The organism is Streptomyces sp. NPDC007929, from assembly GCF_042959065.1.
Lineage (GTDB): Bacteria > Actinomycetota > Actinomycetes > Streptomycetales > Streptomycetaceae > Streptomyces.
The window spans coordinates 279,580-303,368 of record NZ_JBIBKD010000006.1; the positions used below are offsets into that span (position 1 = coordinate 279,580).

A 23,789-nucleotide genomic window follows, 5' to 3' on the forward strand; every position below is an offset into this window, starting at 1 on the left:
ATGTCGCGGATCGTGGCATACCGGAATCACGGAGCGTTGATATCGGCTTGTGTCCTCAGTGTGACTCGTTACGGCCTGGAGTCGATTGCCCGCTCCGGTACCTTGTGTCGAATGCGAGTGGCTCCGAGCGCAGTGCGACCCCGTGGCGCCGCCTGTTCGACTGCCCGCGGCGAGCGTCGCACAGTATGCCGCACGGGTACTCCTTCGCGCTGGAATATGCCCGAAGCGCTTGTTGACGTGACTGTACGTCAACCATGCTGTCCCACAAGGGATTCACGTTCCGTGATCCTTGTCCCGGCCGTTGTTCTGGCCATGCAGAAAATGGCTACGATCGTGGCCCTCGTGAGGCGCGAGCCTAAGTGTCCGCCGGTTCGGATGGTGTGAGCGGTGCAGGTGCTTCAAGTGCAGCTGGAGATCCGGCCCGACCCCGCAGAAGTGGGGCGTGCCCGGCGGTGGGCCCGCTCCCGCCTGGCCGGGTCCGGCATACAGGCCGACGAGCCCCTCGCCGAGACGCTGGTCCTGCTCGTCTCCGAGCTGGTCACCAACGCCGTGGTCCACACCGGCCGTCCCGCAATCCTGCGGCTGTCGCTGCCGCACGTGGTGACGGAGGAGGCCACGGTCCGTCTCGAGGTCGCGGACCGCAGCGGCCGGGCCCCCGTGCCCCGGTGCGCCGGTGACGAGGCGACCGGCGGCCGGGGGCTGGCACTCGTCGACGGGCTCGCCGACCGCTGGGGCTGGAGCGTCGAGGCCACCGGCAAGCGCATCTGGTGCGAGCTGGACCGGTGCGCGAAGTCCCGCGACCTCACGGCGTCGTGCGGGGGCACCGCGGCGGCCTATGGCGGCGGGGCGGCCTACGAGGGGCTGGCGTACGAGGCGGTGTAGCGCCGCCGCACGGATGCACGGCGGGTCGGCGGCTTCCCTCGGGGGATGCGGCGATGCGCCGGGACGTGCTTCCGTGCGCGCCTACGGCAAAAGCCGCATGAGGGGCATATCGCCGATCGGCAGTTGACCCGTCGTGACCGGTTGCTCACGCTTGGGGTCAGCGATTCGCCGTGAGGGGACGGCGAGGGCTTCGGTGGACGGCAGCCCTCGGCGAGTGTGAGTCGTGATTCGGCGTCGGCTCCCTGCATGGGCCAGGGAGTCGGGGCGGGAGCGCCGAAGTCGGGTGGCGGCGCGCGCCGGTGTGCTCGGGGCGAGCGGCGCGGCGCCGCCATCCAGCTTCAGCGGGTGGCCGCCCGGCCCGGTCTACAGGACGGCGACGGGCGCCACCGGAGAGCCGGTCGCCCCGGTGAACGGCTCGGGGGTCGCGGTCAGCAGGAACGCGTACCGGCCGGATTCTCCACAGGCTGTGGACAACTTCTCGAGATTCCAGTTCTGCCCCTGTGGCATGCCCATCTCCACGAGGTGGAGGGCGTGCACGGGCAGCCAGAGGTCCTCCACTTCCGGCGGGAACACCTCGAAGGTCAGGGTGTCGTTGGCGACCGCCGCCACATCGCGGGCGTGGAACCACTCCGGCGTGCGGATGGACAGGCCCGGCGACGGATAGGCGTAGCCGTGCCGGTCCCCGGCCAGACAGGCCTGGATCTGCCCGGTCCGTACGAGCACGATGTCACCGGCCCGCACCCGGGTGCCGGCCAGTTCCTCGGCGGCGTCCAGGTCCTCGGGCGTGACGGCGTACTCACCGTCGAGCCGGTCCGTGCCGCGGGCCCGGGGGACGTCCAGCAGCACTCCGCGCGAGACGAGGTGACGGACCGTGTCGATACCGCTGAACGCGGCGCCGCCGTGTGCGGTCACGGTGTGTGAGGGGCGGCCGTTGTAGAGCCGGCCCGAGTGCGAGACATGGGGCAGGGCGTCCCAGTGGGTGGCCGCCTGGAGTCCCATGGTCACGATGTCGTCGCTGCACGCGATCGTGCCCGGGCCGAAGAGTTCCTGGTTGATCTGCACCATGGCGTGCAGGGGGTTCACGCGGCCGGGGATCAAGCCGGTCTGCACGCCGTCCTGCTGGAGCGGCAGGGCCAGGGGGACGCGGCGGCCGGTGCGGACGGTGGCCGCGGCCTGCCGGACGACCTCGTCGGTGATCAGGTTCAGGGTGCCGATCTCGTCGTCCGGCCCCCAACGCCCCCAGTTGTTCACGCGCTTGGCGATGTCGTGGAACGCGTCCGGCAGCGACATGAGTCCTCCCCGGGGCTTGTCTTCCCGTATCTGACGGGCCGTAGAATTCGGGAATCGAGAATCTAACGGTCCGTCAGAAACCGTGGGACGGGAAGGGGCCGGGCGTGGGGAACTTCTTGGCAGGCAAGGTCGTCGCGATCACGGGGGCCGGGCGGGGCATCGGCCGGGCGGTCGCGCTCGCGGCGGCGGCCGAGGGGGCGAGGGTCGTGGTCAACGACTACGGCGTCGCCGTCGACGGCGCCTCACCGACGAGCGAGATCGCCGAGGGTGTGGTCAAGGAGATCGTGGCGGCGGGCGGGGAGGCGGTGGCCGTCGCCGACGACATCTCCACGATGGCGGGCGGGCAGCGGGTCGTGGACGTGGCGCTGGACGCCTACGGGCGGCTGGACGGGGTCGTCTGCGTGGCCGGGATCCTGCGTGAGCGGATGCTGTTCAACATGACCGAGGAGGAGTGGGACGCGGTCGTCGCGACCCATCTGAAGGGCACGTTCACGGTGTTCCGGGCGGCCTCGGTGGTGATGCGCGAGCAGCGGGCGGGGACGCTGATCGGCTTCACCAGCGGGAATCACCAGGGATCGGTGTCGCAGGCCAACTACAGCGCGGCGAAGGGCGGGATCATCTCGCTGGTGCGGAGCGCGGCGCTCGGGCTGCACAAGTACGGGGTGAGCGCGAACGCGGTGGCGCCGGTGGCGCGGACCCGGATGTCGGCGGGGGTGCCGGTGGCACTCGCGGAGATCGGGGAGCCCGAGGACGTCGCCCCCCTGGTGGTGTACCTGCTGTCCGACGCGGCGTCCCGGGAGGGGATCACGGGGCAGGTCTACACGGTCGCCGGGGCGAAGATCGCGGTGTGGGCGCAGCCCAGGGAGGCCCGTGCGGTGTATGCCTCCGGCGGCGGATGGACGGTGGAGGGCATCGCGGAGTCACTGCCGGGGTCCGTGGGGGTGGATCCGATGCCGCTGCTGGAGCGGGTGCGGGAGATGGAGCGGGCGGCGGGGCGGGGGGAGCGTCCCAACGCCCAGTAGCTCGGGGGCCTTGGGCCCTGTTGGCGGGTACGGGTGCGGGTGCGTTGTGGCTTGTCGCGCAGTTCCCCGCGCCCCTGGGGAATCTGCCCCTGCGGCATCGAGAGGAGCACCCTGATGGACTTCGACTTCGGGCCGGAGGACGACGCGTTCCGCAGCGAAGCTCGTGCCTGGCTGGCCTCGCACGTCAGCGGCGTTGAGGACCGCCGCACTTGGGAGCGCGCCCTCGGCGCCGCCGGGTGGATCGGGATCGGGTGGGGCGCCTCCGGGTACGGCAATCGCTCCGCCACCCTCACGCAACAGGTCGCCTGGGCCGAGGAGTACGCACGGTCGGCCGCCCCGCCACGCTCCGGGCACATCGGGGAGAACCTGCTCGCCCCCACGCTCCTCACCCACGGCACCGACGAGCAGAAGTCACGGTTCCTGCCCCCGATCGCCGCCGGCGAGGAACTCTGGTGCCAGGGCTACAGCGAACCCGGCGCCGGATCGGACCTGGCGGGCATCCGCACCGCGGCCGTGCGCGAACCGGACGGCCGTACGTACCGCGTGAGCGGGCAGAAGATCTGGACGTCGCTCGCCCACCAGGCGGACTGGTGTTTCGTGCTGGCCAGGACCGAGCCCGGCTCGGTGCGCCACCACGGGCTGACCTTCCTGCTCGTCCCCATGGACCAGCCCGGCCGCATCGAGGTCCGCCCCATCCGCCAGCTGACCGGCACCAGCGACTTCAACGAGGTCTTCTTCGACGGCGCGCGCGCCGGGCACGTCGTCGGCGGCGAGGGCGACGGCTGGCGCGTCGCCATGAGCCTGCTCGGCTTCGAACGGGGCGTGTCCACGCTGGCCCAGCAGATCGGCTTCGCCGAGGAACTGGCCGCGGTGGTGCGGGCGGCCGTGGAGTCGGGCGCGGCCCGGGACCCCGTCGTACGGGAGCGGCTCGTGCGGCAGTGGGCCGAGCTGCGGACGATGCGCTGGAACGCCCTGCGCACGCTGGGGGCCTCCGGTGACGCGGGTGCCCCGAGCGTGGCCAAGCTGCTGTGGGCCGGCTGGCACCAGCGGCTCGGGGAGCTGGCGGTGCTGGTGCGGGGCGCGGCGGCGACCGTGGGACCGGCCGACTGGTCGGCCGCGGCGCCGTACGAACTGGACGCCGCCCAGCACCTGTTCCTCTTCTCCCGGGCCGACACCATCTACGGCGGCTCGGATCAGATCCAGCGCACGATCATCGCCGAGCGCGTGCTCGGACTGCCCAGGGAGCCCAAGGGGGCCGTGTGATGCGAGGCGTGATCTTCGACGGGAAGCGGGTCAGGGTCGTGACGGACCTGGAGGTGCGCGAGCCCGGCCCGGGCGAGGTGCGGGTGGCCATCTCGGCGGCCGGGCTGTGTCACAGCGATCTGTCGGTGGTGGACGGGACCATCCCCTTCCCCGTTCCCGTGGTGCTGGGCCACGAGGGGGCCGGGGTCGTGGAGGCGGTGGGTGGGGGCGTCACCCATGTCGCGCCCGGTGACCATGTGGCCCTGTCCACCCTGGCGAACTGCGGCACGTGCGCGGAGTGCGACCGGGGCCGGCCGACCATGTGCCGGCAGGCCATCGGACGCCCGGGCCGGCCGTTCGGCCACGAGGGCTCTCCGGTGCACCAGTTCGCGTCCAACTCGGCGTTCGCGGAGCGCACGGTCGTCAAGGCCGTCCAGGCGGTCCGCATCCCCGACGGCATCCCGATGACCTCGGCGGCGCTCATCGGATGCGGGGTGCTGACCGGGGTGGGCGCCGTACTGAACCGGGCGCGGGTGGACCGCGGCGACAGCGTCCTGGTCATCGGGGCGGGCGGCATCGGCCTGAACGTGCTCCAGGGGGCGCGGCTCGCGGGCGCCGGGCGGATCGTGGCCGTCGACGCCAACCCGGCGAAGGAGGACGCGGCGAGGCGGTTCGGCGCGACCGACTTCCTGACGTCCACCGAGGGCGTGCGCGAGCTGCTGCCCACGGGCGTGGACCACGCCTTCGAGTGCGTCGGCCGCGTGGAGCTGATCCGGCAGGCCGTCGACGCCCTGGACCGGCACGGGCAGGCGATCCTGCTCGGGGTGCCGCCCGCCGCGGCCGAGGCGTCCTTCCGTGTCTCCTCGATGTACCTGGACAAGTCCATCCTGGGCTGCCGCTACGGCTCCTCCCGCCCCCAGCGGGACATCGCCCTGTACGCCGCCCTGTACGGCCAGGGCCGCCTCCTCCTCGACGAACTGGTGACCCGGACCTACCCGGTCGAGGCGTTCGAGGAGGCGGCGGCGGACGCGGAGGCGGGCCGGGTGGCGCGGGCGGTGCTCACGTTCTGACGCCGTCGGCGGTGTCGTTCTCCCGGTTCTCCGCCCGGAAGGTGCGCCGGTAGGCGGTGGGGGTGACCCCGAGGGCCGACTGGAGGTGCTGACGCATCGACTGGGCCGTGCCGAAGCCCGCGTCCCGGGCCACCCGGTCGACGGAGCGGTCGGTGGACTCCAGGAGGTGACGGGCCCGCTCCACGCGCTGCTGGGTGAGCCACTGGCCGGGGCTGACGCCGGTCTCCTCGCGGAAGCGGCGGGTGAAGGTGCGCACCGACATGGACTCCTGGGCGGCCAGGTCGCGCAGCTGGATCGGCTCGTGCAGGCGGCCCAGGGCCCAGGCGCGGGCCGAGGTCGTCGTCGCCTGCTGCGGGTCGGGCACCGGCCGGTGGATGTACTGCGCCTGACCGCCGTCGCGGTGCGGCGGCACGACCGTGCGGCGGGCCACGTCGTTGGCGATCGCCGTGCCGTGGTCGCGGCGCACCATGTGCAGGCACAGGTCGATGCCGGCCGCGACCCCGGCGGAGGTCAGGATGTCGCCGTCGTCGATGAACAGGACGTCCGGGTCGACCTCGATCCGGGGGAACAGCCGCTGGAGGCGGTCGGCGTCGGCCCAGTGCGTGGTGGCGGGACGGCCGTCGAGGAGACCGGCGGCGGCGAGGACGTAGACGCCGGTGCAGATGGAGGCGAGCCGGGTGCCCGGGCGGATGTGGGCCAGGGCGGCGGCCAGTTCGGCGGTGAGCACGCCCTGTTCGAAGACCGGGCCGAGTTCGTACGACGCCGGGACGATCACCGTGTCGGCGGTGGCCAGGGTCTCGGGGCCGTGCTCGACCTGGACGGCGAAGTCGGCGTCGGTCCGCACCGGACCCGGCGGGCGGATCGAGCAGGTGACGACGTCGTACAGCAGGCGCCCCTCGGCGTCCCGGGGGCGGCCGAAGATGCGGTGCGGGATGCCCAGCTCGAAGGGGAGCAACCCGTCGAGGGCGAGGACGACGACCCGGTGCGGGCGGAACTCCGGCTCACGGCTCATGCCCCGATCCTATGGCCCGATCCTAACGAATGCTGTCCCTCGGGCCACTCGATGGTGAGCGCCGCGGATCGGAAGCTCTATGTCGTGACCCAGACAACCGAAGCAGCGGCCGTCCGGCGGCCGCCGAAGCCGACCCGTGTGCGGGTGCACCGTGCCTGGTTCGTCGCCGCCGTGACCTTCGTGACGATCATCGGCGCCGCCGCCTTCCGGTCCGTGCCGGGCCTGCTCATCGATCCCCTGCACGCCGAGTTCGACTGGTCGCGCGGCACGATCGGTGCCGCGGTCTCGGTGAACCTGGCGCTGTACGGGCTGACGGCCCCGTTCGCGGCGGCCCTGATGGACCGCTTCGGCATCCGCCGGGTCGTCGCGGTCGCCCTGACCGTGATCGCGGCCGGCTCCTGGCTCACCGTGTGGATGACCGCGGCCTGGCAGCTGATGCTGTGCTGGGGCCTGCTGGTCGGGCTCGGCTCCGGCTCCATGGCGCTGGCCTTCGCCGCGACCGTCACCAACCGCTGGTTCACCGCACGGCGCGGCCTGGTCAGCGGCATCCTCACCGCCGCGTCGGCCTCCGGCCAGCTGATCTTCCTGCCCCTGCTGTCCTGGATCATCGACCGGTACGACTGGCGCCCGGCGGCCGTGACGGTCGCGCTCGCCGCGCTCGCGGTCGTCCCGTTCGTGTGGCTCCTGCTGCACGACCACCCGGCCGACGTGGGCCAGAAGCCGTACGGGGCCGCCGAGTTCGTGCCGAAGCCGCCGCCCGTCCCCGGCGCCGCCCGCCGGGCCGTGAGCGTGCTGCTGTCCGCCGTGCGCACCGGCCCGTTCTGGCTGCTCGCCGGCACCTTCGCGATCTGCGGCGCCTCCACGAACGGTCTGATCCAGACCCACTTCATCCCCGCGGCCCACGACCACCACATGCCCGTCCAGGCCGCCGCGTCGCTCCTCGCCGTCATCGGCGTCTTCGACGTCGTCGGCACGATCGCCTCCGGCTGGTTCACCGACCGCTTCGAGCCGCGTCGCCTGCTGGCCGTGTACTACGCGCTGCGCGGCGTCTCCCTGATGTTCCTGCCGCTCCTGCTCGGCCCCGCGGTCCACCCCCCGATGATCTTCTTCATCGTCTTCTACGGCCTCGACTGGGTCGCCACCGTCCCACCCACCCTCGCCCTGTGCCGCGAGCAGTACGGCGAGGACAGCGCGATCGTCTTCGGCTGGGTCCTCGCCTCCCACCAGGTCGGCGCGGCCCTCGTCGCCTTCCTCGGCGGCGCCGCCCGCGACACCTTCGGCTCCTACGACGTCGTCTGGTACGCCTCCGGCGCCCTGTGCGCGGCGGCGGCCCTGATGGCGCTGGTGATCCGGCGGAGGGCGGGGGGCGAGGTGGCGACGGTTTGAGAGGAACCCGCTGTCATTCTTCCGGGCGGGCCACCGTGCCCCAAGGGCGGCGACGGCTCGGACCCGAAGACGGATCGACTTCGCCCGGTCGCTCAAGGAGGCCGAGTAGTGCGCGCGCGTTCACTCCGGCGTTGTACAGCCGTGTCCCGAGCTCAGCCGTCGTCGCACCGGTGTCGTCGAGGACTTCGCGCGAGTGCCTCAGCACGATGCGCGCCGTGTCTTGCATGCCCTCGCGCATACGCGGCACCAGATGCTCCAACTTCGGAGCGAGCATCCCGACGTACGTCTCCAACTCCTCGACCAGGAGTGACAACTCGTCCCCCTGCGGGGTCGGATCCCACAGCACGTCCTCGCACCGCTGTCGGATCCGCGCCGTGTCACTCACTCTTCCCACTCCGTGGGCAGGCAGTGACGGCCGGCGGCGATCAGCCGGGCGACTTTCAATGGCCTGCACAGGGTCGCGGCCGACTCGATCGGCACTGACCAGTAAGTGGCCCGAGCGGGGGTGCATTCCACGGCGTCGGCCCTGGGAACTCCGAGGTAGCTGCCGTGGCCGAGGCATTCCACGTCCAGGGGCTTCCAGTCGTCGACGGCCTGATGCCAGGTTCTCGGCATGCTCGCGGGTACCAGGGCGTAATACCGCAAGTAGCGTGGATCGCAGATGACGGGGCCGCCGTCGAGGGCGTGGCGCATGAACTCGTCGAGTTCTGAAGTCTCGGTGCTTTCCGCCAGGGCGAACACAAGGCGGCCGGGGATCCGTACGGCGGAGAAGATGGTGCCGAGCGGGAGCATGGCCACGTCGTGCTGCCGCCATTCGAGTCGGGCCCGGGCACGGTGGGGGGCAGACAGTGCTGCCAATAGCCAGTGCTCCGCTGCTGATCGCCGGTCTGCTGTGCCCTGTACGAGCATGCCGTGCGGGGCGACGTCGGGCCGTAAGGCAGAGTGGCTGTGGTCACTGGGCATGCTCGGGCCTCCCCGGTCACGTGCGTTCCGTTTCACCACGTGACCGTAGGAGCGCCGGTACAGCGGCAGGGGCACAGTTTGTGCCCCCTTGGCTACGCTGCGAGAAGGCCGAGCTTTACAGCGAGCCCCGAGGCACGGCGCCTGCGCGCCGGAGACTTGGCTTCGGTCTCTTCCAGGATGATGCGCTTGGCATAGCCGTTGTACTTGATCGTTTCCGGTGCCGCTTCGTAGGCCTGGTCGAGCGTGGCGAGTGCCACGTCAGGCTGTCCGTCGAGCTGGTAGCCGCGAGCGCTTTCGATGCGATGGCGCGCGCGTCGAGGTCGTGACGGGATGGTTGCTGCGTCGGCAGCCGCGGCCTGCCGTACGGATTCCCCGCCGGCGTGCAACTCGACGGCGATGGTCACTGCATGCGCGCCCATGATGCCGGGTGAGAACGACGTCACCGAGTGGTAGTAGGCGGCGGGCAGACGGGCCGCCATGTCCCGGGCCTGGTCCCAGTATCGCCAGGCTGTCCCCGCCTCGCCCCGGCGGGCTGCCGTGTAACCGGCTTCAAACGTGAGGGCGCCCGTGATCGCGAGGACATCGTCGCCGGCGTTCGGCAGCAGCGGTTCGAGGTAGGCCAGCGCGCCCAGGTTCACGGCGTCGGCAGCGTCGAAGTGGGCGGGCCCACTGTCACGATGTGCCTGAGCGGCGAGCCACGCGGCAACGCCGATCGCGTGCGGGTCCTCGGACTCCTGAGCCGCGATCAGGGCGCGGTCGGCGACCCGCCACAGCAACGCCGGGTCGGGCTGGTAGGCGCAGAAGAACTGCGCGAGGGAGTACACCTCCGCGAGGACCGCCTGTGCCGCACGCCGTTCCGGTCCGGAGTCGGCCTGGCGCGCCGCCGCTTGCGCGTCGCGGATCAGGTCCGGCAGCAATCCGCCGATGACCTCACGATGGTTCGGGGCCGAGTGTCGGGCGGCCCAAGCACGTGCGAGGCGAGCGCGGAGGTGCTCGGCGGGGGGTGCCTGGTGCTCGGTCGTGAGTGGAAAGGCATCGACAGCCGACTTCACTTCGGGGAGGCGTGGGTGTCCGGGTCCGGTGAAGAGGCCGACGCGCACGGACTGGTCTCCTGTGAGGTCGGAGAGGTCCCGTAGGCGGAGGATCTCGGCGATGCGGAGGATCACTTCGAGTCTGGGTGTCTTGAGACGGCCCGTTTCGATGCCCTTGACCCAGGAGCCGGAGCGGCCAACGAGGCCTCCGAGTTGCTCACGGGTGAGGCCCTTGCGGGTGCGCAGGATCTGGAGCCGTGGCCCGAAGACAAGCGGGTCGGCGTAGGGGTCCGGGGTAGCGTCAGATGGCACGGTCTCGCCCCTTCTCTGTTCGGCGTCCACTGTCAGGGTATGGGCAGGGCGAGTTGAGTGTGCGCGCTCGGCGACGCTCAGCAAGCCCGGTGCGTGCGGATGCGGTGCGCGGTGTCGCGGGCCCGGGCGACGTGGCCATGGTGCACCCTGCGGTGGCGGGGCCGTCCCCGCGAGATCTGGCACTCTTGATCCGGCAGCTTCCACTCCTCGAAAGGCCCGTTGATGACACTCGGCATGGTCCTCGGTGACGTGGTCGTCGTGACCTCGCGCGTTCGCCCACGTTCGACCTTCCGAGGAGTCTGCCGTGTCCACGATCCGCTGGGTCGAGGCTCGACCCCGTTCCGCCCGCTGGCACTCTGAGTCCGGGCTGCCCCTGCCCCGCCGGGTCGTCGCCGCCGACGACCTGATGCCGGCCGCAGTCGCCCACCGACTCGCTTGTGAGGGCACCGCGTTACTGTGGCGCGGGGATTTCCACAACGCTCGTCAGCTGCTGCGCGCCATGGACCGCCGTGTCGGCCGTAGCGCGCCCGAACAGCAGGGACGCCCGGCCGAGGCGTTTCACGCACACCGTCGGCACCGCGCCCACCGTGCGCGCGTGCTCGGCAAGTTGCTCGTCCTGCTGGAGGCCGACCACACCCTGGCGCTGCGCCGCGCACCGGATGTACGCCGGGCGTGCGACGAGGCCTACGGGCCCCGTCCGGCGGTCCCGTCGCCGTCGCTCTCACGGAGCTGCTGGGGGTGATCGGCGCCCGGGAGTGGCGGGAGAAAGGCGTTGCCGTACCGGCGCTCGGCGCCCGGATCCACCCGCACTACGGGGTGTTCGCGCCGACCAGGAGCGAGTACGTCGACCTCGTCGCACGGGCGCCACTGCCGTGCGGCGGGACCGTGCGTACGGCGTTCGACCTGGGCACGGGCACCGGAGTGCTCGCCGCCGTGCTGGCCCGGCGCGGGGTGGGGCAGGTGGTCGCCACCGACGTCGGCGCCCGGGCACGGGAGTGCGCCCGGGCGAACGTACGCCGGCTGGGGCTCGCGGGCACCGTCTGCGTCACCGGGCCCGGCCTGTACCCCGTCGGCCGTGCCGGCCTCGTCGTCTGCAACCCGCCCTGGCTTCCCGCCCGGCCCGCCTCCGACCTCGACCTCGGCGTCTACGACGCGGGTGGTGCGATGCTCCAGGAGTTTCTGAGCGGGCTCGCCGACCGGCTGGAACCCGGCGGCGAGGGCTGGCTCGTCCTGTCCGACCTCGCCGAACGGCTCGGGCTGCGCGAGGTGGGCGCGTTGCCGGCAGCCATCGCGGCGGCGGGCCTGCGCGTCGCCGACCGGCTCGACACGCGCCCACGCCTCTCCCGCGTACGGGACACCGCCGATCCGCTCCATGCCGCCCGGGCCACCGAGGTCACGTCACTGTGGCGGCTGACGGCGGTGTGAGCCCTACGGCGGCGCCAGCCGGGCGAAGCGCCCCCGGTGGAACAGGAGCGGGTCGTCGGTGGCCTGTGTGCCGAGGGCCTCCACCCGGCCCACCACGATGAGGTGGTCGCCGCCCGTGTGCACGGCGTGGATCGCGCAGTCGATCCACGCCACGGCGCCCGTCAGACGCGGTGCGCCCGAGACCGGCGTCGCGTCGTAGGCCACGCCCGCGAACTTGTCCGCGCCGCTCACCGCGAAGGCGCGGCACAACTCCTCCTGACCGGCGCCCAGGACGTTCACGCAGAACACCCCGGCGCGGGCGATCCGCGGCCAGGTCGACGAGGTGCGGCCGACCATGAAGGCGACCAGGGGCGGGTCGAGGGAGAGGGAGGTGAAGGACTGGCAGGCGAAACCGGCGGGGGGGCCGCCGGGGGTGTCCGGGGGCGCGGTGATCACGGTCACGCCCGTGGCGAAGTTCCCGAGGACCCGGCGGAACTCCCGGGGGTCGAGGGGGGCCCGTTCGTCGGCGCCGACGCACCTCAACTCGGGTCGCGGCAGCGCGTCGACGGGCTCCGGGGCGGTGGCGCGGACCGACCTGAGGTAGCGGACGGCGGCTTCCGCCATCCCTGCTTGTCCCATCACATCCGCATTGAAACTGACGCAGCGTCAGATGGGAAGGGTCAGTGGCCCCGGTACTCCGGGCTCCGGCGCTCCACGAAGCTCCGCAGGCCGTCCCGCGCGTCCGCCGTCGCCATGTTGATCTCCTGGGCGGCGGCTTCGGCCGCGAAGGCGGTGGCGCGGTCGGTGTCGAGGGAGGCGTTGACGAGCTGCTTGGTCAGGGCCAGGGCGCGGGTCGGGCCGGAGGCGAGGCGCTCGGCCCAGGCGCGTGCCGTCTTCTCCAGCTCCTCGTCCCGCACGACCCGGTTCACCAGCCCCAGCCGCTCGGCGTCCGCCGCGGTGAGCGCGTCGCCGAAGAACATCAGCTCCTTCGCGCGCTGCGGTCCGACGAGCCGCGGCAGGAGGTAGGCGCCGCCGCCGTCGGGGACCAGGCCGCGGCGGACGAACACCTCGATGAACCGGGCGGATTCGGCGGCCAGGACCAGGTCGCAGGCGAACGCCAGATGCGCGCCGAGCCCGGCCGCCGTGCCGTTCACCGCCGCGATCACCGGCTTCTCGCAGTCGAGCACGGCCGCGATCAGCCGCTGGGCGCCGGTGCGCAGGGTGCGCGCGACATCGCCCGGGAGGCGTTCGCCGGGAGCGCCGGCGGCCCGGAGGTCCGCCCCCGCGCAGAAGCCGCGGCCGGTCCCCGTGAGCACCACCGCCCGCACCTCCGCCGACGCCGACGCCTCCGACAGCAGCCCGATGACCTCCTCGCGCTGCCCGGCCGTGAGGGCGTTGAGGCTCTCGGGCCGGTTGAGCGTGACGGACAGGACGTGGCCGCCCCGCGTGTGCACCACCTCGGGCCCGGGCATCAGCGGCACACCGCCAGCGCGTCCAGCGCCACCGCGCCCTGCCCCCGCGGCAGCACCATGAGCGGGTTGACGTCCAGCTCCGCGAGCTGGTCCCCGAGTTCCAGGGCCATGCGCTGCACCCGCAGGACGACCTCCACCAGCGCGTCCAGATCCGCCGCCGGCCGCCCCCGGACCCCGTCGAGCAGGGCCCGCCCGCGCAGCCCGGCGAGCATGTCCCGCGCCTGCTCCTCACCGAAGGGCGGCACCCCCACGGCCGTGTCGCGCAGCACCTCGACGAGCACACCGCCCAGTCCGACGGTCACGGTCGGGCCGAACAGGTCGTCGTGGGCGAGCCCGACGACCATCTCCACGCCCTGCTCCACCATCTGGCAGACCAGGACGCCGTCCAGGGCGACATCCTCGTAGCGGGCGATGTCGGTCAGCTCCCGGTAGGCGTCGCGGACCTGGCTCGCCGAGGTCAGCCCGATCTTCACCAGGCCCAGCTCGGTCTTGTGGGCGATCCGGGCCCCGGAGGCCTTCATCACCACCGGGTAGCCCACCAGACCGGCCGCGCGGACGGCGGCCGCCGCACTGGTCACCAGCTGCTCGCGCGGTACGCGGATGCCGTACGCCCGCAGCAGTTGCTTCGCCGCGTGCTCGCTCAGCTGCCGGCCGGGCTGCATCAGGGCCTGGGCCTTGCGGTAGGACGGGGACAGGGTGCGGGGGGCCTCGTCGAAGGGGGAGCGGTAGGCGGCCGCGAAGCGGTGGTGGGCGAGGTGGGCGCGGACGGCGGAGAGGCAGTTGCCGACCGTGCGGAAGGTCGCCACGCGTGAGGAGCCGAGCAGGACCTCCCGGTAGGCGGGCTCGGTGCCCACCGGCGAACCCCACACCACGCAGACGAGTTTGTCGGTCTGCTCGGCGGCGTCCACCAGGTCCCGGACCAGCCGGTCGCTGAGCGGGGGGAACGGGCCCGTGACCGGGCAGATCAGCACGCCCACCTCAGGGTCGTCGAGGATCGCGTCGATGATCTTCCGGCCGCGTTCGTCCCCGACCGGATGCCCGCCGTTGTCGACCGGGTTGGCGACGCTCAGGTACTCGGGTATCCACTGGTGCAGCTCGGCCTGCTTGGCCTCGGACAGCTCCGGCAGGCTCAGGCCCATCCCGGTCGCCAGGTCGGCGACGTGTGCGCCGGTGCCGCCGGAGATGGAGTAGACGACGACGCCGTCGGCGCGCGGCGGGCGGGCCCGGGCCAGCAGGGCGGCGGTGTCCTGGAGTTCGTCGAGCCCGTCGACCCGGATCACGCCGTACTGGCGCAGCGCCGCGTCCACCACGGCGTCCGCGCCGGTCAGTTTGCCGGTGTGGGAGGCGGCCGTGCGGGCGCCGGTCTCGGTACGGCCCACCTTGACGGCGACGACCGGCACCCCGCGCCGGGCCGCCCGGTCCGCCGCGAGCAGGAAGGACCGGCCGTCCTTCAGCCCTTCGAGGTAGCAGGCGATCGCACCGACCTCGGGCCGCTCGGCAAAGTAGGAGAGGAAGTCGGCGCTCTCCAGGTCGGCCTCGTTGCCGGTGGGGGCCCAGTGGGAGAGGCGGATGCCGAGTTCCTGGAGGGCGAAGACGGGGCGGCCCTGGTGACCGGACTGGGTGATCAGCGCGATCGCCGGGCCCGCCAGGTCCTCGCGGAACCGCTCGAAGGCGTTGAGGTTGGTGTTGGGCCCGAGCAGCCGCAGTTCGGACTGTTCCACCGCGGCGGCCAGCCGTTGCTGGGCTGCCTCGCCCTCCGGCCCGGTCTCCGCGAACCCGGAGGCGAAGACGACCGCGAACCGCGCCTTGGCCTCCGCGAGTTCCTCGATGACCGGGACGGGGTCGCCGACCAGCACCACGGCCAGGTCCACCTGCTCGGGCAGGGCGGCGACGGACGGGGAGCAGGGGATGCCGAAGACGGACGGCCGGCTGGGATGCACCGGGTACAGCGTGGCGCCGACGCGCTCGGCCCAGTCGGCCAGTTGCCGCGTGATCCCGGTGTTCGGGCGGCCCTCGGCGTCCGAGGCGCCGATCACGGCGACGGACCGGGGTCGGAAGAAGCGGTCCAGATCGGGGACGCCGGAGTGCAGTGGCCGTCCGCTGACGTCCAGGTCGCCCGCCTGGGCGGGCCTGCCGTGCACGGCAGGCCCGGACCGCTCGCCACAGGCGATGGCCCGGGTCCGGCGGGAGTCGGTGGTGAGGGTGCCGTGAGTCGATCCAAGCATCGTTTCCGCCCGCTCCTGTGAGACAGCCGCTAACTGACGCTCTGTCAGATTACTGAACTGATGCGACGTCAGGAACGGTGTGGGCGGGTGGAGTTGTCGAATGGACCGACTCAGGCGTGGCGGTGTCGGCGGCAGGCGCTCAGCCCGGCAGGCGGGAGACGCTCCCCTGGCCGCTCCGGGCGACGGCCTTCGCGATCTTCACCGCGTCGAGTGCCATCTCGCGGAGATTGCCGCTGATCGGGTTGGTGAAGCCGGTGAAGTACAGGCCGGGAGCGGACTTCGGGGAGCGGGGGCCGTGCGTGACGGGCCTGCCGCGGTCGTCGAGGACGCCGAGGTGCCCGACCAGGCCCTCCAGGGCGCGGACGTACCCCGTCGCGGCGATCACCACGTCCGGGGAGATCCGGGTGCCGTCGGCGAGTGCGATCTTGCCGCCGTCCTCGAAGCCCTCCACGGCCGCCACGATCTGCACCCCGCCCTTGCGCACGGCGTCGATCAGGCCGACGTCCTGCACCGGGATGGCCCCCTGCTTCACCCGCGTGTACAGCCCGGTGTCCGGGCGCGGCAGCCCGTGGGCCGACAGATCGGGCACGGCGATCCGGGCCTGTGCCCGGGAGATCCGGTCGACCAGCCCGACCGGCAGCCGGCGGACCAGGACACCGCTGTACTGGGCGGCCCAGCCGGCGGTCGAACGGCGCACGATGTGGGGGACGGTGCGCACCGCCAGCCGGACCCGCGAGGCGCCGCTCTCCATCAGGTCGACGGCGATCTCGGCGCCGGTGTTGCCGACGCCGACCACGAGGACGTCCCGGCCGGCGTAGGGCTTGCCGCTCCGGTACTCGCCCGCGTGCAGGAACTCGCCGGTGAACCCGGCGCGGCCGGGCCAGTCCGGCAGGCGCGGGGTGTGGTTGTAGCCGGTGGCGACGACCACCGCCGCTCCGGTCAGCTCCCGGCCGCCGGTGGCGTGCAGCAGCCAGCCCGTGCCGTCGGGGGTGCGCTCGACGCGGGACACCTCGACGCCGGTGACGATCTCCAGGCGGTGGTGCTCGGCGTACTTCTCCAGGTAGCGCACCACGTCGTCCCGGGACACCCAGCGCCCGAACCGGCGCGGCATCGGCAGCCCGGGCAGGGCCGACAGGCGCCGGGTGGTGTGCAGGTGCAGCCGGTCGTAGTGACGGCGCCAGGACGCCCCGACCCGGTCGGACTTCTCCAGGACGACGGCCCGTATGCCCCGGGCGCGCAGCGCGTACGCCGCGGAGAGCCCGCCGGGTCCGCCGCCGATGACGTAGACGGGGCGGTCGGGTGGGGGCTGTGCGGAGGCGTGTGTGGGGGGTGTGGAGTCGGCCATGAGCGCGAGCGTAATCACGGGACCGGTTGATGGGTCTCGGTCAAGACCGGAATTGGTTTCGGATTGATCACGCCTGTAGGAGGGGTGGGTGGGGCTCGTGGCGTAGTGGGCCTGGTTGTGGGGGGACGGTGATCGTTCCTGGTCGAAGATGTCGAAGGCGTCGAGGCGTCGAAGGTAGCGAGGCGTCGAAGGCATCGAGTGTCGAAAGCGTCGAGGCGTCGAAAGCGTCGGACGCGCCCAGGGCCGGGGGTGACGCGGGCGCGTGGAGGTGGACGTTCACCGCCCCTTGCGCATCCGCTGATCTGACGTACCGTCAGATCGCATGGACACGATCTGGCTCACCGGGGCGGAATGGCTGGCCGTGCTGCGCGTCGGGCTCGGGTTGTGGTGGCTGGAGAGCTGGCGGCACAAGGACCGCAAGGCCTGGTTCGCGCGGGGCACCGGCATCACCTGGGCGGCCTCCATAGCCGCCGAGCACCGCTGGAGCGCCGTCCGGTCGGGCTTCCAGACGGTCGTCGCGCCACACCCGCGCGTGATGGCGTACGTCGTCGTCTACGCGGAACTGGCGCTCGGACTGGGCCTGATCACCGGCTTCCTCACCCCGATCGCGCTGGCCGGAGGGTTCCTCCTCAACGCCCTGTACTTCACGCTCATGGTGCACGACGTCGCCGAGCAGGGGCAGAACTCGATGATGGCGCTGATGTCGGTGGTCGGGCTGTTCGGGATGTCCTGGCAGACGTGGTCGCTGGACAGCGCGTTCGGGCTGTTCCCGTGACCGGGCACCGCTTCGACCTGCCAGAACCCGACGCCTTCACACGGACGTACTGGGACGCCGCAGCGGAGGGCCGGTTGCTGATCCGCCGCTGCGGGGGCTGCGGCCGGGCCCACCACTACCCGCGGGAGTTCTGCCCCCACTGCTGGAGCGAGGACGTCACCTGGGAGCCGGCGAGCGGCCGTGCCACGCTCTACACCTGGTCCGTCGTCCACCGCAACGACCTGCCGCCCTTCCCGGACCGCGTCCCCTACGTCGCCGCCGTGGTCGAACTCGCCGAGGGGCCGCGGATGATGACGGAGATCGTGGGCGACGCCGTCCTGTCGGCCGGGGCGGAGCTGGTGGTGGCGTTCCGGGAGGGAGTGCCGGTGTTCCGAAGGGTGTGAGGCCGATTTCCCGTACCACGGGATTCAATGGGACCCATGGCCCCCATACGTGACCAGTCCATGACCGGCCCGCACCCGGATCTCCACGGCCACGGCCTCCGTCTGCGCCCCTGGGACGCCGGATCCGGTGCCGACGTCGACACCTGGCTTCGCGGGCTGCGCGATCCGGAGTTCCGGCGCTGGAACACCCCGCTGCGCCCGGTCACGGACCGGGCGAGTGCGCGGGAGTCGCTGCTCGCACGGGCCCAGAGCGCCCTGGAGGGGACGTCGGTGTCGTTCCGGGTCGCGGACGCCCGCACCGACGCGCCGCTCGGGCACATCGGCGTCAACGAGATCAAGTACCACCTGAAGATCGCCCGGATCGGCTACTGGGTGCTGCCCGAGGCCCGCGGCCGGGGCGTGGCCACCCGGGCCCTGCTGCTCACCGCCCGCTGGGCGCTGACGGAACTGGGGATGCACCGGCTGGAGCTGGACCACGCGGTCGGTCACGACGCCTCGTGCCGGATCGCCGAGAGGTGCGGTTTCCCGTACGAGGGCACCCTGCGCGGGGCGATCTTCCAGGAGGGGCGGCACGACGCGTTCCGGGACGCCCATCTGCACGCCCGCCTGGCCACGGACCCGGAGCCGCCGGGCCCGGGAGAAGGGCTGAACGGGTCGGTGTGATGCGCCTCACGCCGACCGGGCGATCAGTGCGAGGGTCCGTGCCGGTCTGATCCGGTGACCTCAGCATTTCCGCACAGCAGAGAAGGGACCGTCCGAGATGACCGCACCCGTGAAGGGCCCCGCCGCCTACTTCCCCTCCATCGAGAAGAAGTACGGCCGCCCGATCGCCGACTGGCAGGAGCTCATCCGATCCTCGCCGCTGACCCGGCACATGGAGCTCGTCGACTGGCTCAAGACCGAACACGGCCTGGGCCACGGACACGGCAACGCGCTGGTGGCGTACACGCTCGCCGAGGACAGCGGCAGGTGAACCGACGGCACCCCCGTAAATTCAGGGGTGCCCGGACTGCGGCCGGGGCACCATGAACCATGGACACCGGAACCGGAGACGCCCCCGAGACCGCATCCCGCTCCGCCGCGGGCGGGGGCTGGCACCTCACCCATGACCTCGACGCGTTCCTGACCCGCGCGGGCGCCTTCCTGCGCTCCCGCCCGGCGTTGCACACCGTGCCGCTGACGGTCACGGAGACCCTGCGCACCCACGGCCGGGGCGTGTACGGCGACGGGGCACCGGAGTTCGGCGTGCTGGAGCGGGTTGGAGAGGTCCGGGCGGCCTTCTTCCGCACCCCGCCGCACTGGCTGAACCTCACCGCCGTCACCCCCGAGGACGCCGACTCCCTCGCCGCCCGCCTGGCCGCCCTCGGCCGGCGGCTGCCCGGGGTGAACGCGGAGCGCGACACCGCGGCCGCCTTCGCCGAGGCCTGGCGGCGGCACACGGGCGCCCAGATCGTCCCGCGCCAGCGCCAGCGGCTCTACCGGCTCGGCACCCTGACCGAGCCGGGCCCCCTTCCGCCCGGTCGCCCCCGGATCGCCGTCGGGACCGACCGGGAGCTTCTGCGGCGCTGGCACGACGAGTTCAGCGCGGCCGTCGACCTGGGCACCGTCCGTGACTCCGCCGAGTGGGCGGACGCCCGTATCGACAGCGGCGGCATCACCTTGTGGGAGACCCCCGAGGGCACACCGGTCGCCATGGCCGGCACCGGGCCCCGGGTCGCGGGTCAGGTCCGCGTCGCCTCGGTCTACACCCCGCCCCGCTTCCGCCGCAGCGGCTACGCGGGTGCCGTGACGGCCGAGGTCAGCCGAGCCGCCCTGGCCTCCGGCGTGGACGAGGTCCTCCTCTTCACCGACCTGGACAACCCGACCAGCAACGGCCTTTACCAGCGCATCGGCTACCGGCCGGTGGCGGACTTCGACGTGCACGACTTCACATAGAGGCAGGCCTCGCCCTAGGGGGTGTCTGACACATGCCCGCGGCGTCGCGACGCCCGGCACGCACGCTCGCCGCGTTGCCGAACCGTCCACGTGGCTCCGCCACGAGGACGCTCCGGCGCCTTGCGATCGCACGCACCGGACGCCGCTCCTTCTCCCGCGCTCATTTGTCAGGCACCCCCTAGCCCGGCCCCTCACGGCCACAGCAGTTCCCGCGACCACTCCTCGCCGCCCTGCTCCCCGTCCCGCCGGTAGCGCAGTCGTACGTGCCGGCGTCGCTCGTCGCCCTGGAAGAACTCGACCTCGTCGGCCCGCAGCCGGTACAGCGTCCAGGACGGCACCGGTGCGTCCGGCTCCCGCGACGCCCGTTCCCACGCCGACTGCGAGGCCCGGGCCAGGTCGTCCAGGGACGGCAGGATCTCGCTCTGCCTCCCGGTCAGTGCTGCCGCCAGCGCGCCCGTCGAGCGGGCGTGCAGATCGCCCTGGGCGTCCTCGGACGGCGCCGCCGTCACCGGGCCGCGCACCCGGACCTGGCGGCCCAGCACCGGCCAGTAGAAGCCGAGCGCGGCGTACGGACGCCCGGTGAGGTGCCGCCCCTTGCGGCTGCCGGCGTGGGAGGCGAAGGACCAGCCGTCGGCGTCCGCGCCGTGCAGCATCACGATCCGCACGTCGGGCAGGCCCGACTCGTCGGAGGTCGCCAGCGACATGGTGTGCGGCTCGGTCTGGCCGGCCGCCACCGCCGCCGCGAACCACTCGGCGAACAGCGGCAGGGGAGCGGCCGGGGCGGTGTCCGGGTCGAAGGGGGGCAGGTCCGTGACCTTCGGGTCCCAGACCCGCAGTGACCTCAGCAGCTCGTGAAGATCGGTTGCCATGCCTCGATTGTGTCCGCTCCCGCCGGGTGACAGGGAGCGCGGCCATTCCCGGCCCGCCGCCATCTGCGTCCTCGCGAGGCATCCCCTGCCCCCCCGGTAGCGCTCGCCCCTTCACCCCGCCCCCAGCACCACCGTCCCCGACGAGCAGAACCAGCCCCCCGTCCCCGACGCCACCGCCAGTCGCGGGGGTGAGCCGTCGCCCCGCCGTACCTGCCGCTCCCCGCACTCCCCGCGTAGCTGCCGCACCGCCTCCACCAGCAGGAACAGCCCCCGCATCCCGGGATGCTGGGCCGACAGCCCGCCCCCGTCGGTGTTCACCGGCAGCGCGCCGCCCTCGACCCGCAGTCGCCCCTTCTCCACGAACGCCCCGCCCTCGCCCTTGCCGCAGAAGCCGAGGTCCTCCAGCGTCACCAGGGTCATGTAGGTGAAGGCGTCGTAGATCTCGGCGACCTCGATCTCCGCCGGCCGCACCCCCGCCCGCTCGAACGCCAGCCGCCCGCTGACCGCCGCGGGCGATACCGTGAAGTCCGGCCACTCCGACATCGCCGCGTGCGACACGCACTCCCCGCTGCCCAGCACCCACACCGGCGCGGTACGGCAGTCCCGCAGGTACTCCTCGGCCACCAGCAGCACCGCCGCCCCGCCGTCGGAACGGACGCAGCAGTGCAGCTTGGTGAAGGGGTCCGCGATCATGGGCCCGGACAGCACCTCGTCGACCGTGACCGGGGTGCGGAACATCGCCTCCGGGTTGAGGGCCGCGTTGGCCCGGGCCTGCACCGCGACCTCCGCCAGCTGCTCGATCGTCGTGCCGTACTCGATCATGTGGCGGCGGGCCGCCATGGCGTATTTGGCGATCAGGGTGTGGCCGTAGGGGACCTCGAACTGCATCGGGCCCCGGGTGCCGAAGGACAGCGTTCCGGTGCGGCGGCCGGCGCGGACGTCCGCCCGGGCCGTCGAGCCGTAGACGAGCAGCACCGCGCGGGCGTGCCCGGCCGCGATCGCGTCCGCCGCGTGGGCCGCCATCACCTCCCAGGTGGAACCGCCCACGGAGGTGGAGTCGACCCAGGTGGGCCGCAGGCCCAGGTACTCGGCGACCTCGACGGGCGCCAGGGTGCCGAGGCCCGCCGAGGCGAAGCCGTCGACCAGCGACCGGTCCAGGCCCGCGTCCGCCAGGGCGCGTCGGGCCGCCTGGGCGTGCAGTGCGTACGGGGTCGCGTCGTCCACCCGGCCGCAGTCCGAGAGGGCCACGCCGACGACGGCCACTTTCCTCCGCGCCACCATGAATCTGACGGTACATCAGATCGCGGCGGGTGCGGCAGTGCAGGGCTCTGGGCTTCCCCGTTGCGCCGCCCTAATATGACGCACCGTCAGATGCGGAGAGAGGTGCCCCATGGACGCCCGCTTCACCGACGAACAGGACGAGATCCGCCGCACCCTGCGCGAACTGCTGGGCAAGCGGTGCGGTCCACAGGAGCTGCGGGCCGCCGTCGACACCCCGGCCGGACACGACCCCGCCCTGTGGACCACCCTCGCCGAGCAACTCGGCCTGCCCGGCCTCGCCCTCCCCGAGGCCTACGGCGGTGTCGGCTGCACCGCGACCGAACTGGCCCTGGCCTGCGAGGAGACGGGTCGCGCCCTCGCCCCCACCCCGCTGCTCGCCACCGCCGTCCTCGCCGCCCCCCTGCTGCTGGCCCTCGGCACCGACGCCCAGCGCGCCGAGCTCCTGCCCCGCGTCGCCTCCGGTGAACTCACCGCCGCCCTCGCCGTACCGGGGCCCGCCCTCGCCACCGCCCTCGCGCTCACCGGACACGACCGGCGCGGGACGTGGGCCGGCGGGGGACGGGCCGGGGGCGTCCAGGCCCGCCGGGTGGCGGGCGACTGGCGGCTGTACGGGCAGGTCGACCAGGTCCTCGACGGGCACAGCGCCCGGCTGCTCCTGGTCGCGGCGCACACCGGGGGCTTCGTCCGCTCCCGCGTGCTGCTCTTCCTGGTGCGTGGTGACGCCCCCGGCCTCACCCGCGTACGCCGGACCGCGCTGGACGCCACCCGCCCGCAGGGACGGATCCAACTGCGCGACACATCAGCCGAGTTGCTGGGCAACGAGATCGCCGACCCGCTCCCCGTCCTCGCCCGGCTCGGGGACACCGCCGCCGCCTGCCTCGCCGCCGAGGCCGTGGGGGCGGCCGGCCGGGTGCTGGAGCGGACCGTCGAGTACGTCGGGCAGCGCGAGCAGTTCGGGCGGCCGGTCGGCTCCTTCCAGGCGGTCAAGCACCGGCTGGCCGACGCCTACGTCCAGGTCCAGGCGGCTCGCTCGGCGGCGTACTACGCGGCCTGGTCGGCCGCCGCGGAAGCCACCGCCGCCACGGGCGTCACCGCGAGCGGAACCACCCCCGCCGCCGAGGAGACGCCCGGCGCGCTCGCCCTCGCCCAGGCGCTCGAAGCGCTGCGCCGGGCCGCCGCCGAGGGCATCCAGCTGCACGGCGGCATCGGCTTCACCTGGGAGCACGAGGCCCATCTGTACTTCAAGCGTGCCGCGGGCGACGAGCTGCTGTTCGGGCCGGTGCACCGGCTGCGGGCACACGCGGCCGACGCGGCACACGTCTTCGAGGAGGCCGGCCCATGAGGGGTGCGCGTGTGGTGCAGAAGGTGTCGTCGACCAGGGGCTTCGCTCGTGTGGCACCGCACGTGGTGCCCGCCCTCGACCGAGCTGTCCACCGGCTCACCAGGGGAAAGGTGCTGCTCAGCGCGCAACTGCTGCCCGGGGTGGTGCTGACCTCGACCGGGGCGCGCAGCGGCCTGCCCCGCCGTACCCCGCTGGCCTGCATGCCCGAGGACGGCGGGCGCTCCTGGATCGTCGTCGGGTCCAACTTCGGGCGGCCCGGGCACCCCGCCTGGAGTCACAACCTGCTCGCGCATCCCGACGCGGAGATCAGCTGGCGGGGCCGGGACGTCCCGGTGACGGCCCTGCCGCTGGCGGGGGAGGAGCGGGCGGCGGCCTGGCGGGCGCTGCTGCGGTTCTGGCCGCCGTACGCGGCGTACCAGGCGCGGGTGGAACGGGAGATCCGGGTGTTCCGGCTCGTGCGGCGATAGCGGCGGAGGCGGCGCAAGCGGCGGCGGGGGCGGCGGGAGCCGAAGAGCACGACAGGCGGTGGTCCACCCGGGTGGACCACC

Annotated in this window: 23 protein-coding genes and 1 pseudogene; 13 read left to right on the forward strand and 11 right to left on the reverse strand. The window is 73.0% G+C overall.

The features are described from left to right. Positions 1–402 precede the first annotated feature (402 nt). Positions 403–882: an ATP-binding protein gene (locus ACFZDE_RS22050; protein WP_391202583.1), complete on the forward strand. Its 480-nt coding sequence runs from the start codon at positions 403–405 to the stop codon at positions 880–882. A 363-nt stretch (positions 883–1,245) separates the two neighbouring features. On the opposite strand, the gene ACFZDE_RS22055 is transcribed toward ACFZDE_RS22050, so the two are convergent. Continuing rightward, positions 1,246–2,172, reverse strand: coding sequence for a cyclase family protein (locus ACFZDE_RS22055; RefSeq protein WP_391201956.1), 927 nt, complete (start codon positions 2,170–2,172; stop codon positions 1,246–1,248). Between the two features lie 104 nt (positions 2,173–2,276). On the opposite strand from ACFZDE_RS22055, the gene ACFZDE_RS22060 reads away from it, so the two are divergent. From ACFZDE_RS22060 to ACFZDE_RS22070, 3 genes are all read left to right on the forward strand, one after another. Further along, a complete protein-coding gene (locus ACFZDE_RS22060) occupies positions 2,277–3,194 on the forward strand; it encodes an SDR family oxidoreductase (RefSeq protein ID WP_391201959.1) in 918 nt (305 codons plus the stop codon). Positions 3,195–3,308: 114 nt separating this feature from the next. Further along, a complete protein-coding gene (locus tag ACFZDE_RS22065; RefSeq protein ID WP_391201962.1) occupies positions 3,309–4,457 on the forward strand; it encodes an acyl-CoA dehydrogenase family protein in 1,149 nt (382 codons plus the stop codon). Beyond that, complete coding sequence (locus tag ACFZDE_RS22070; protein WP_391201965.1) at positions 4,457–5,506, forward strand: alcohol dehydrogenase catalytic domain-containing protein; 1,050 nt, start codon at positions 4,457–4,459, stop codon at positions 5,504–5,506. The genes ACFZDE_RS22065 and ACFZDE_RS22070 overlap by 1 nt, the downstream gene beginning before the upstream one ends. Here ACFZDE_RS22070 and ACFZDE_RS22075 read toward each other — a convergent pair. Beyond that, positions 5,496–6,518 carry a helix-turn-helix domain-containing protein gene (locus ACFZDE_RS22075; RefSeq protein WP_391201968.1) on the reverse strand — a complete coding sequence of 341 codons (1,023 nt, stop codon included), beginning with the start codon at positions 6,516–6,518 and terminating at the stop codon, positions 5,496–5,498. The genes ACFZDE_RS22070 and ACFZDE_RS22075 overlap by 11 nt on opposite strands. Positions 6,519–6,602: 84 nt before the next feature. On the opposite strand from ACFZDE_RS22075, the gene ACFZDE_RS22080 reads away from it, so the two are divergent. Beyond that, positions 6,603–7,904 (forward strand): MFS transporter, encoded by a 1,302-nt coding sequence (locus ACFZDE_RS22080; protein WP_391201971.1) that lies wholly within the window; start codon positions 6,603–6,605, stop codon positions 7,902–7,904. 13 nt (positions 7,905–7,917) lie between these two features. Here the strand turns inward: ACFZDE_RS22080 and ACFZDE_RS22085 are convergent, their stop codons facing one another. The 3 genes from ACFZDE_RS22085 to ACFZDE_RS22095 form a co-directional block, all read right to left on the reverse strand. Further along, positions 7,918–8,289: a hypothetical protein gene (locus ACFZDE_RS22085; protein ID WP_391201973.1), complete on the reverse strand. Its 372-nt coding sequence runs from the start codon at positions 8,287–8,289 to the stop codon at positions 7,918–7,920. Beyond that, positions 8,286–8,702 carry a hypothetical protein gene (locus tag ACFZDE_RS22090; RefSeq protein WP_391201976.1) on the reverse strand — a complete coding sequence of 139 codons (417 nt, stop codon included), beginning with the start codon at positions 8,700–8,702 and terminating at the stop codon, positions 8,286–8,288. Before ACFZDE_RS22090 ends, ACFZDE_RS22085 begins: the two co-directional genes overlap by 4 nt. Before the next feature lie 257 nt (positions 8,703–8,959). Continuing rightward, complete coding sequence (locus tag ACFZDE_RS22095; protein ID WP_391201979.1) at positions 8,960–10,210, reverse strand: helix-turn-helix domain-containing protein; 1,251 nt, start codon at positions 10,208–10,210, stop codon at positions 8,960–8,962. Between the two features lie 304 nt (positions 10,211–10,514). Between ACFZDE_RS22095 and ACFZDE_RS22100 the strand changes: the two are divergent. Next, positions 10,515–11,635 (forward strand): annotated as a pseudogene (locus tag ACFZDE_RS22100) (methyltransferase). A 3-nt stretch (positions 11,636–11,638) separates the two neighbouring features. On the opposite strand, the gene ACFZDE_RS22105 reads toward ACFZDE_RS22100, so the two are convergent. The 4 genes from ACFZDE_RS22105 to ACFZDE_RS22120 all read right to left on the reverse strand — a co-directional run bounded on the left by ACFZDE_RS22105 (position 11,639) and on the right by ACFZDE_RS22120 (position 16,656). Beyond that, positions 11,639–12,253 (reverse strand): flavin reductase, encoded by a 615-nt coding sequence (locus ACFZDE_RS22105; protein WP_391201981.1) that lies wholly within the window; start codon positions 12,251–12,253, stop codon positions 11,639–11,641. Between the two features lie 41 nt (positions 12,254–12,294). Further along, positions 12,295–13,086 carry an enoyl-CoA hydratase-related protein gene (locus ACFZDE_RS22110; protein WP_391201984.1) on the reverse strand — a complete coding sequence of 264 codons (792 nt, stop codon included), beginning with the start codon at positions 13,084–13,086 and terminating at the stop codon, positions 12,295–12,297. After that, entirely contained in the window at positions 13,086–15,311 is a 2,226-nt protein-coding gene (locus ACFZDE_RS22115; protein WP_391201987.1) for an acetate--CoA ligase family protein, read from the reverse strand. Before ACFZDE_RS22115 ends, ACFZDE_RS22110 begins: the two co-directional genes overlap by 1 nt. Positions 15,312–15,450: 139 nt before the next feature. Beyond that, positions 15,451–16,656: an NAD(P)-binding domain-containing protein gene (locus ACFZDE_RS22120; protein WP_391201990.1), complete on the reverse strand. Its 1,206-nt coding sequence runs from the start codon at positions 16,654–16,656 to the stop codon at positions 15,451–15,453. 322 nt (positions 16,657–16,978) lie between these two features. Between ACFZDE_RS22120 and ACFZDE_RS22125 the strand changes: the two genes are divergently transcribed. From ACFZDE_RS22125 to ACFZDE_RS22145, 5 genes are all read left to right on the forward strand, one after another. After that, positions 16,979–17,431: a DoxX family protein gene (locus tag ACFZDE_RS22125; protein WP_391000953.1), complete on the forward strand. Its 453-nt coding sequence runs from the start codon at positions 16,979–16,981 to the stop codon at positions 17,429–17,431. Continuing rightward, complete coding sequence (locus tag ACFZDE_RS22130; RefSeq protein ID WP_391000956.1) at positions 17,428–17,814, forward strand: OB-fold domain-containing protein; 387 nt, start codon at positions 17,428–17,430, stop codon at positions 17,812–17,814. Before ACFZDE_RS22125 ends, ACFZDE_RS22130 begins: the two co-directional genes overlap by 4 nt. A gap of 36 nt (positions 17,815–17,850) precedes the next feature. Next, the gene (locus ACFZDE_RS22135; protein ID WP_391201993.1) at positions 17,851–18,477 is read left to right on the forward strand and encodes a GNAT family N-acetyltransferase; all 627 of its coding nucleotides are present in this window, start codon (positions 17,851–17,853) and stop codon (positions 18,475–18,477) included. A gap of 97 nt (positions 18,478–18,574) precedes the next feature. Then, the gene (locus tag ACFZDE_RS22140; protein WP_391201996.1) at positions 18,575–18,787 is read left to right on the forward strand and encodes a DUF4287 domain-containing protein; all 213 of its coding nucleotides are present in this window, start codon (positions 18,575–18,577) and stop codon (positions 18,785–18,787) included. A gap of 59 nt (positions 18,788–18,846) precedes the next feature. Continuing rightward, entirely contained in the window at positions 18,847–19,749 is a 903-nt protein-coding gene (locus tag ACFZDE_RS22145) for a GNAT family N-acetyltransferase (protein ID WP_391201999.1), read from the forward strand. 191 nt (positions 19,750–19,940) lie between these two features. Here ACFZDE_RS22145 and ACFZDE_RS22150 read toward each other — a convergent pair whose 3' ends face one another. Both ACFZDE_RS22150 and ACFZDE_RS22155 read right to left on the reverse strand, forming a co-directional pair. Then, positions 19,941–20,618 (reverse strand): pyridoxal 5'-phosphate synthase, encoded by a 678-nt coding sequence (locus tag ACFZDE_RS22150; protein ID WP_391202001.1) that lies wholly within the window; start codon positions 20,616–20,618, stop codon positions 19,941–19,943. A gap of 111 nt (positions 20,619–20,729) precedes the next feature. Then, entirely contained in the window at positions 20,730–21,899 is a 1,170-nt protein-coding gene (locus ACFZDE_RS22155) for an acetyl-CoA acetyltransferase (protein WP_391202004.1), read from the reverse strand. Between the two features lie 109 nt (positions 21,900–22,008). Between ACFZDE_RS22155 and ACFZDE_RS22160 the strand changes: the two genes are divergently transcribed. Continuing rightward, entirely contained in the window at positions 22,009–23,241 is a 1,233-nt protein-coding gene (locus ACFZDE_RS22160; protein WP_391202007.1) for an acyl-CoA dehydrogenase family protein, read from the forward strand. Beyond that, positions 23,238–23,708 (forward strand): nitroreductase/quinone reductase family protein, encoded by a 471-nt coding sequence (locus ACFZDE_RS22165; protein WP_391000973.1) that lies wholly within the window; start codon positions 23,238–23,240, stop codon positions 23,706–23,708. Before ACFZDE_RS22160 ends, ACFZDE_RS22165 begins: the two co-directional genes overlap by 4 nt. Positions 23,709–23,789 lie beyond the last annotated feature (81 nt).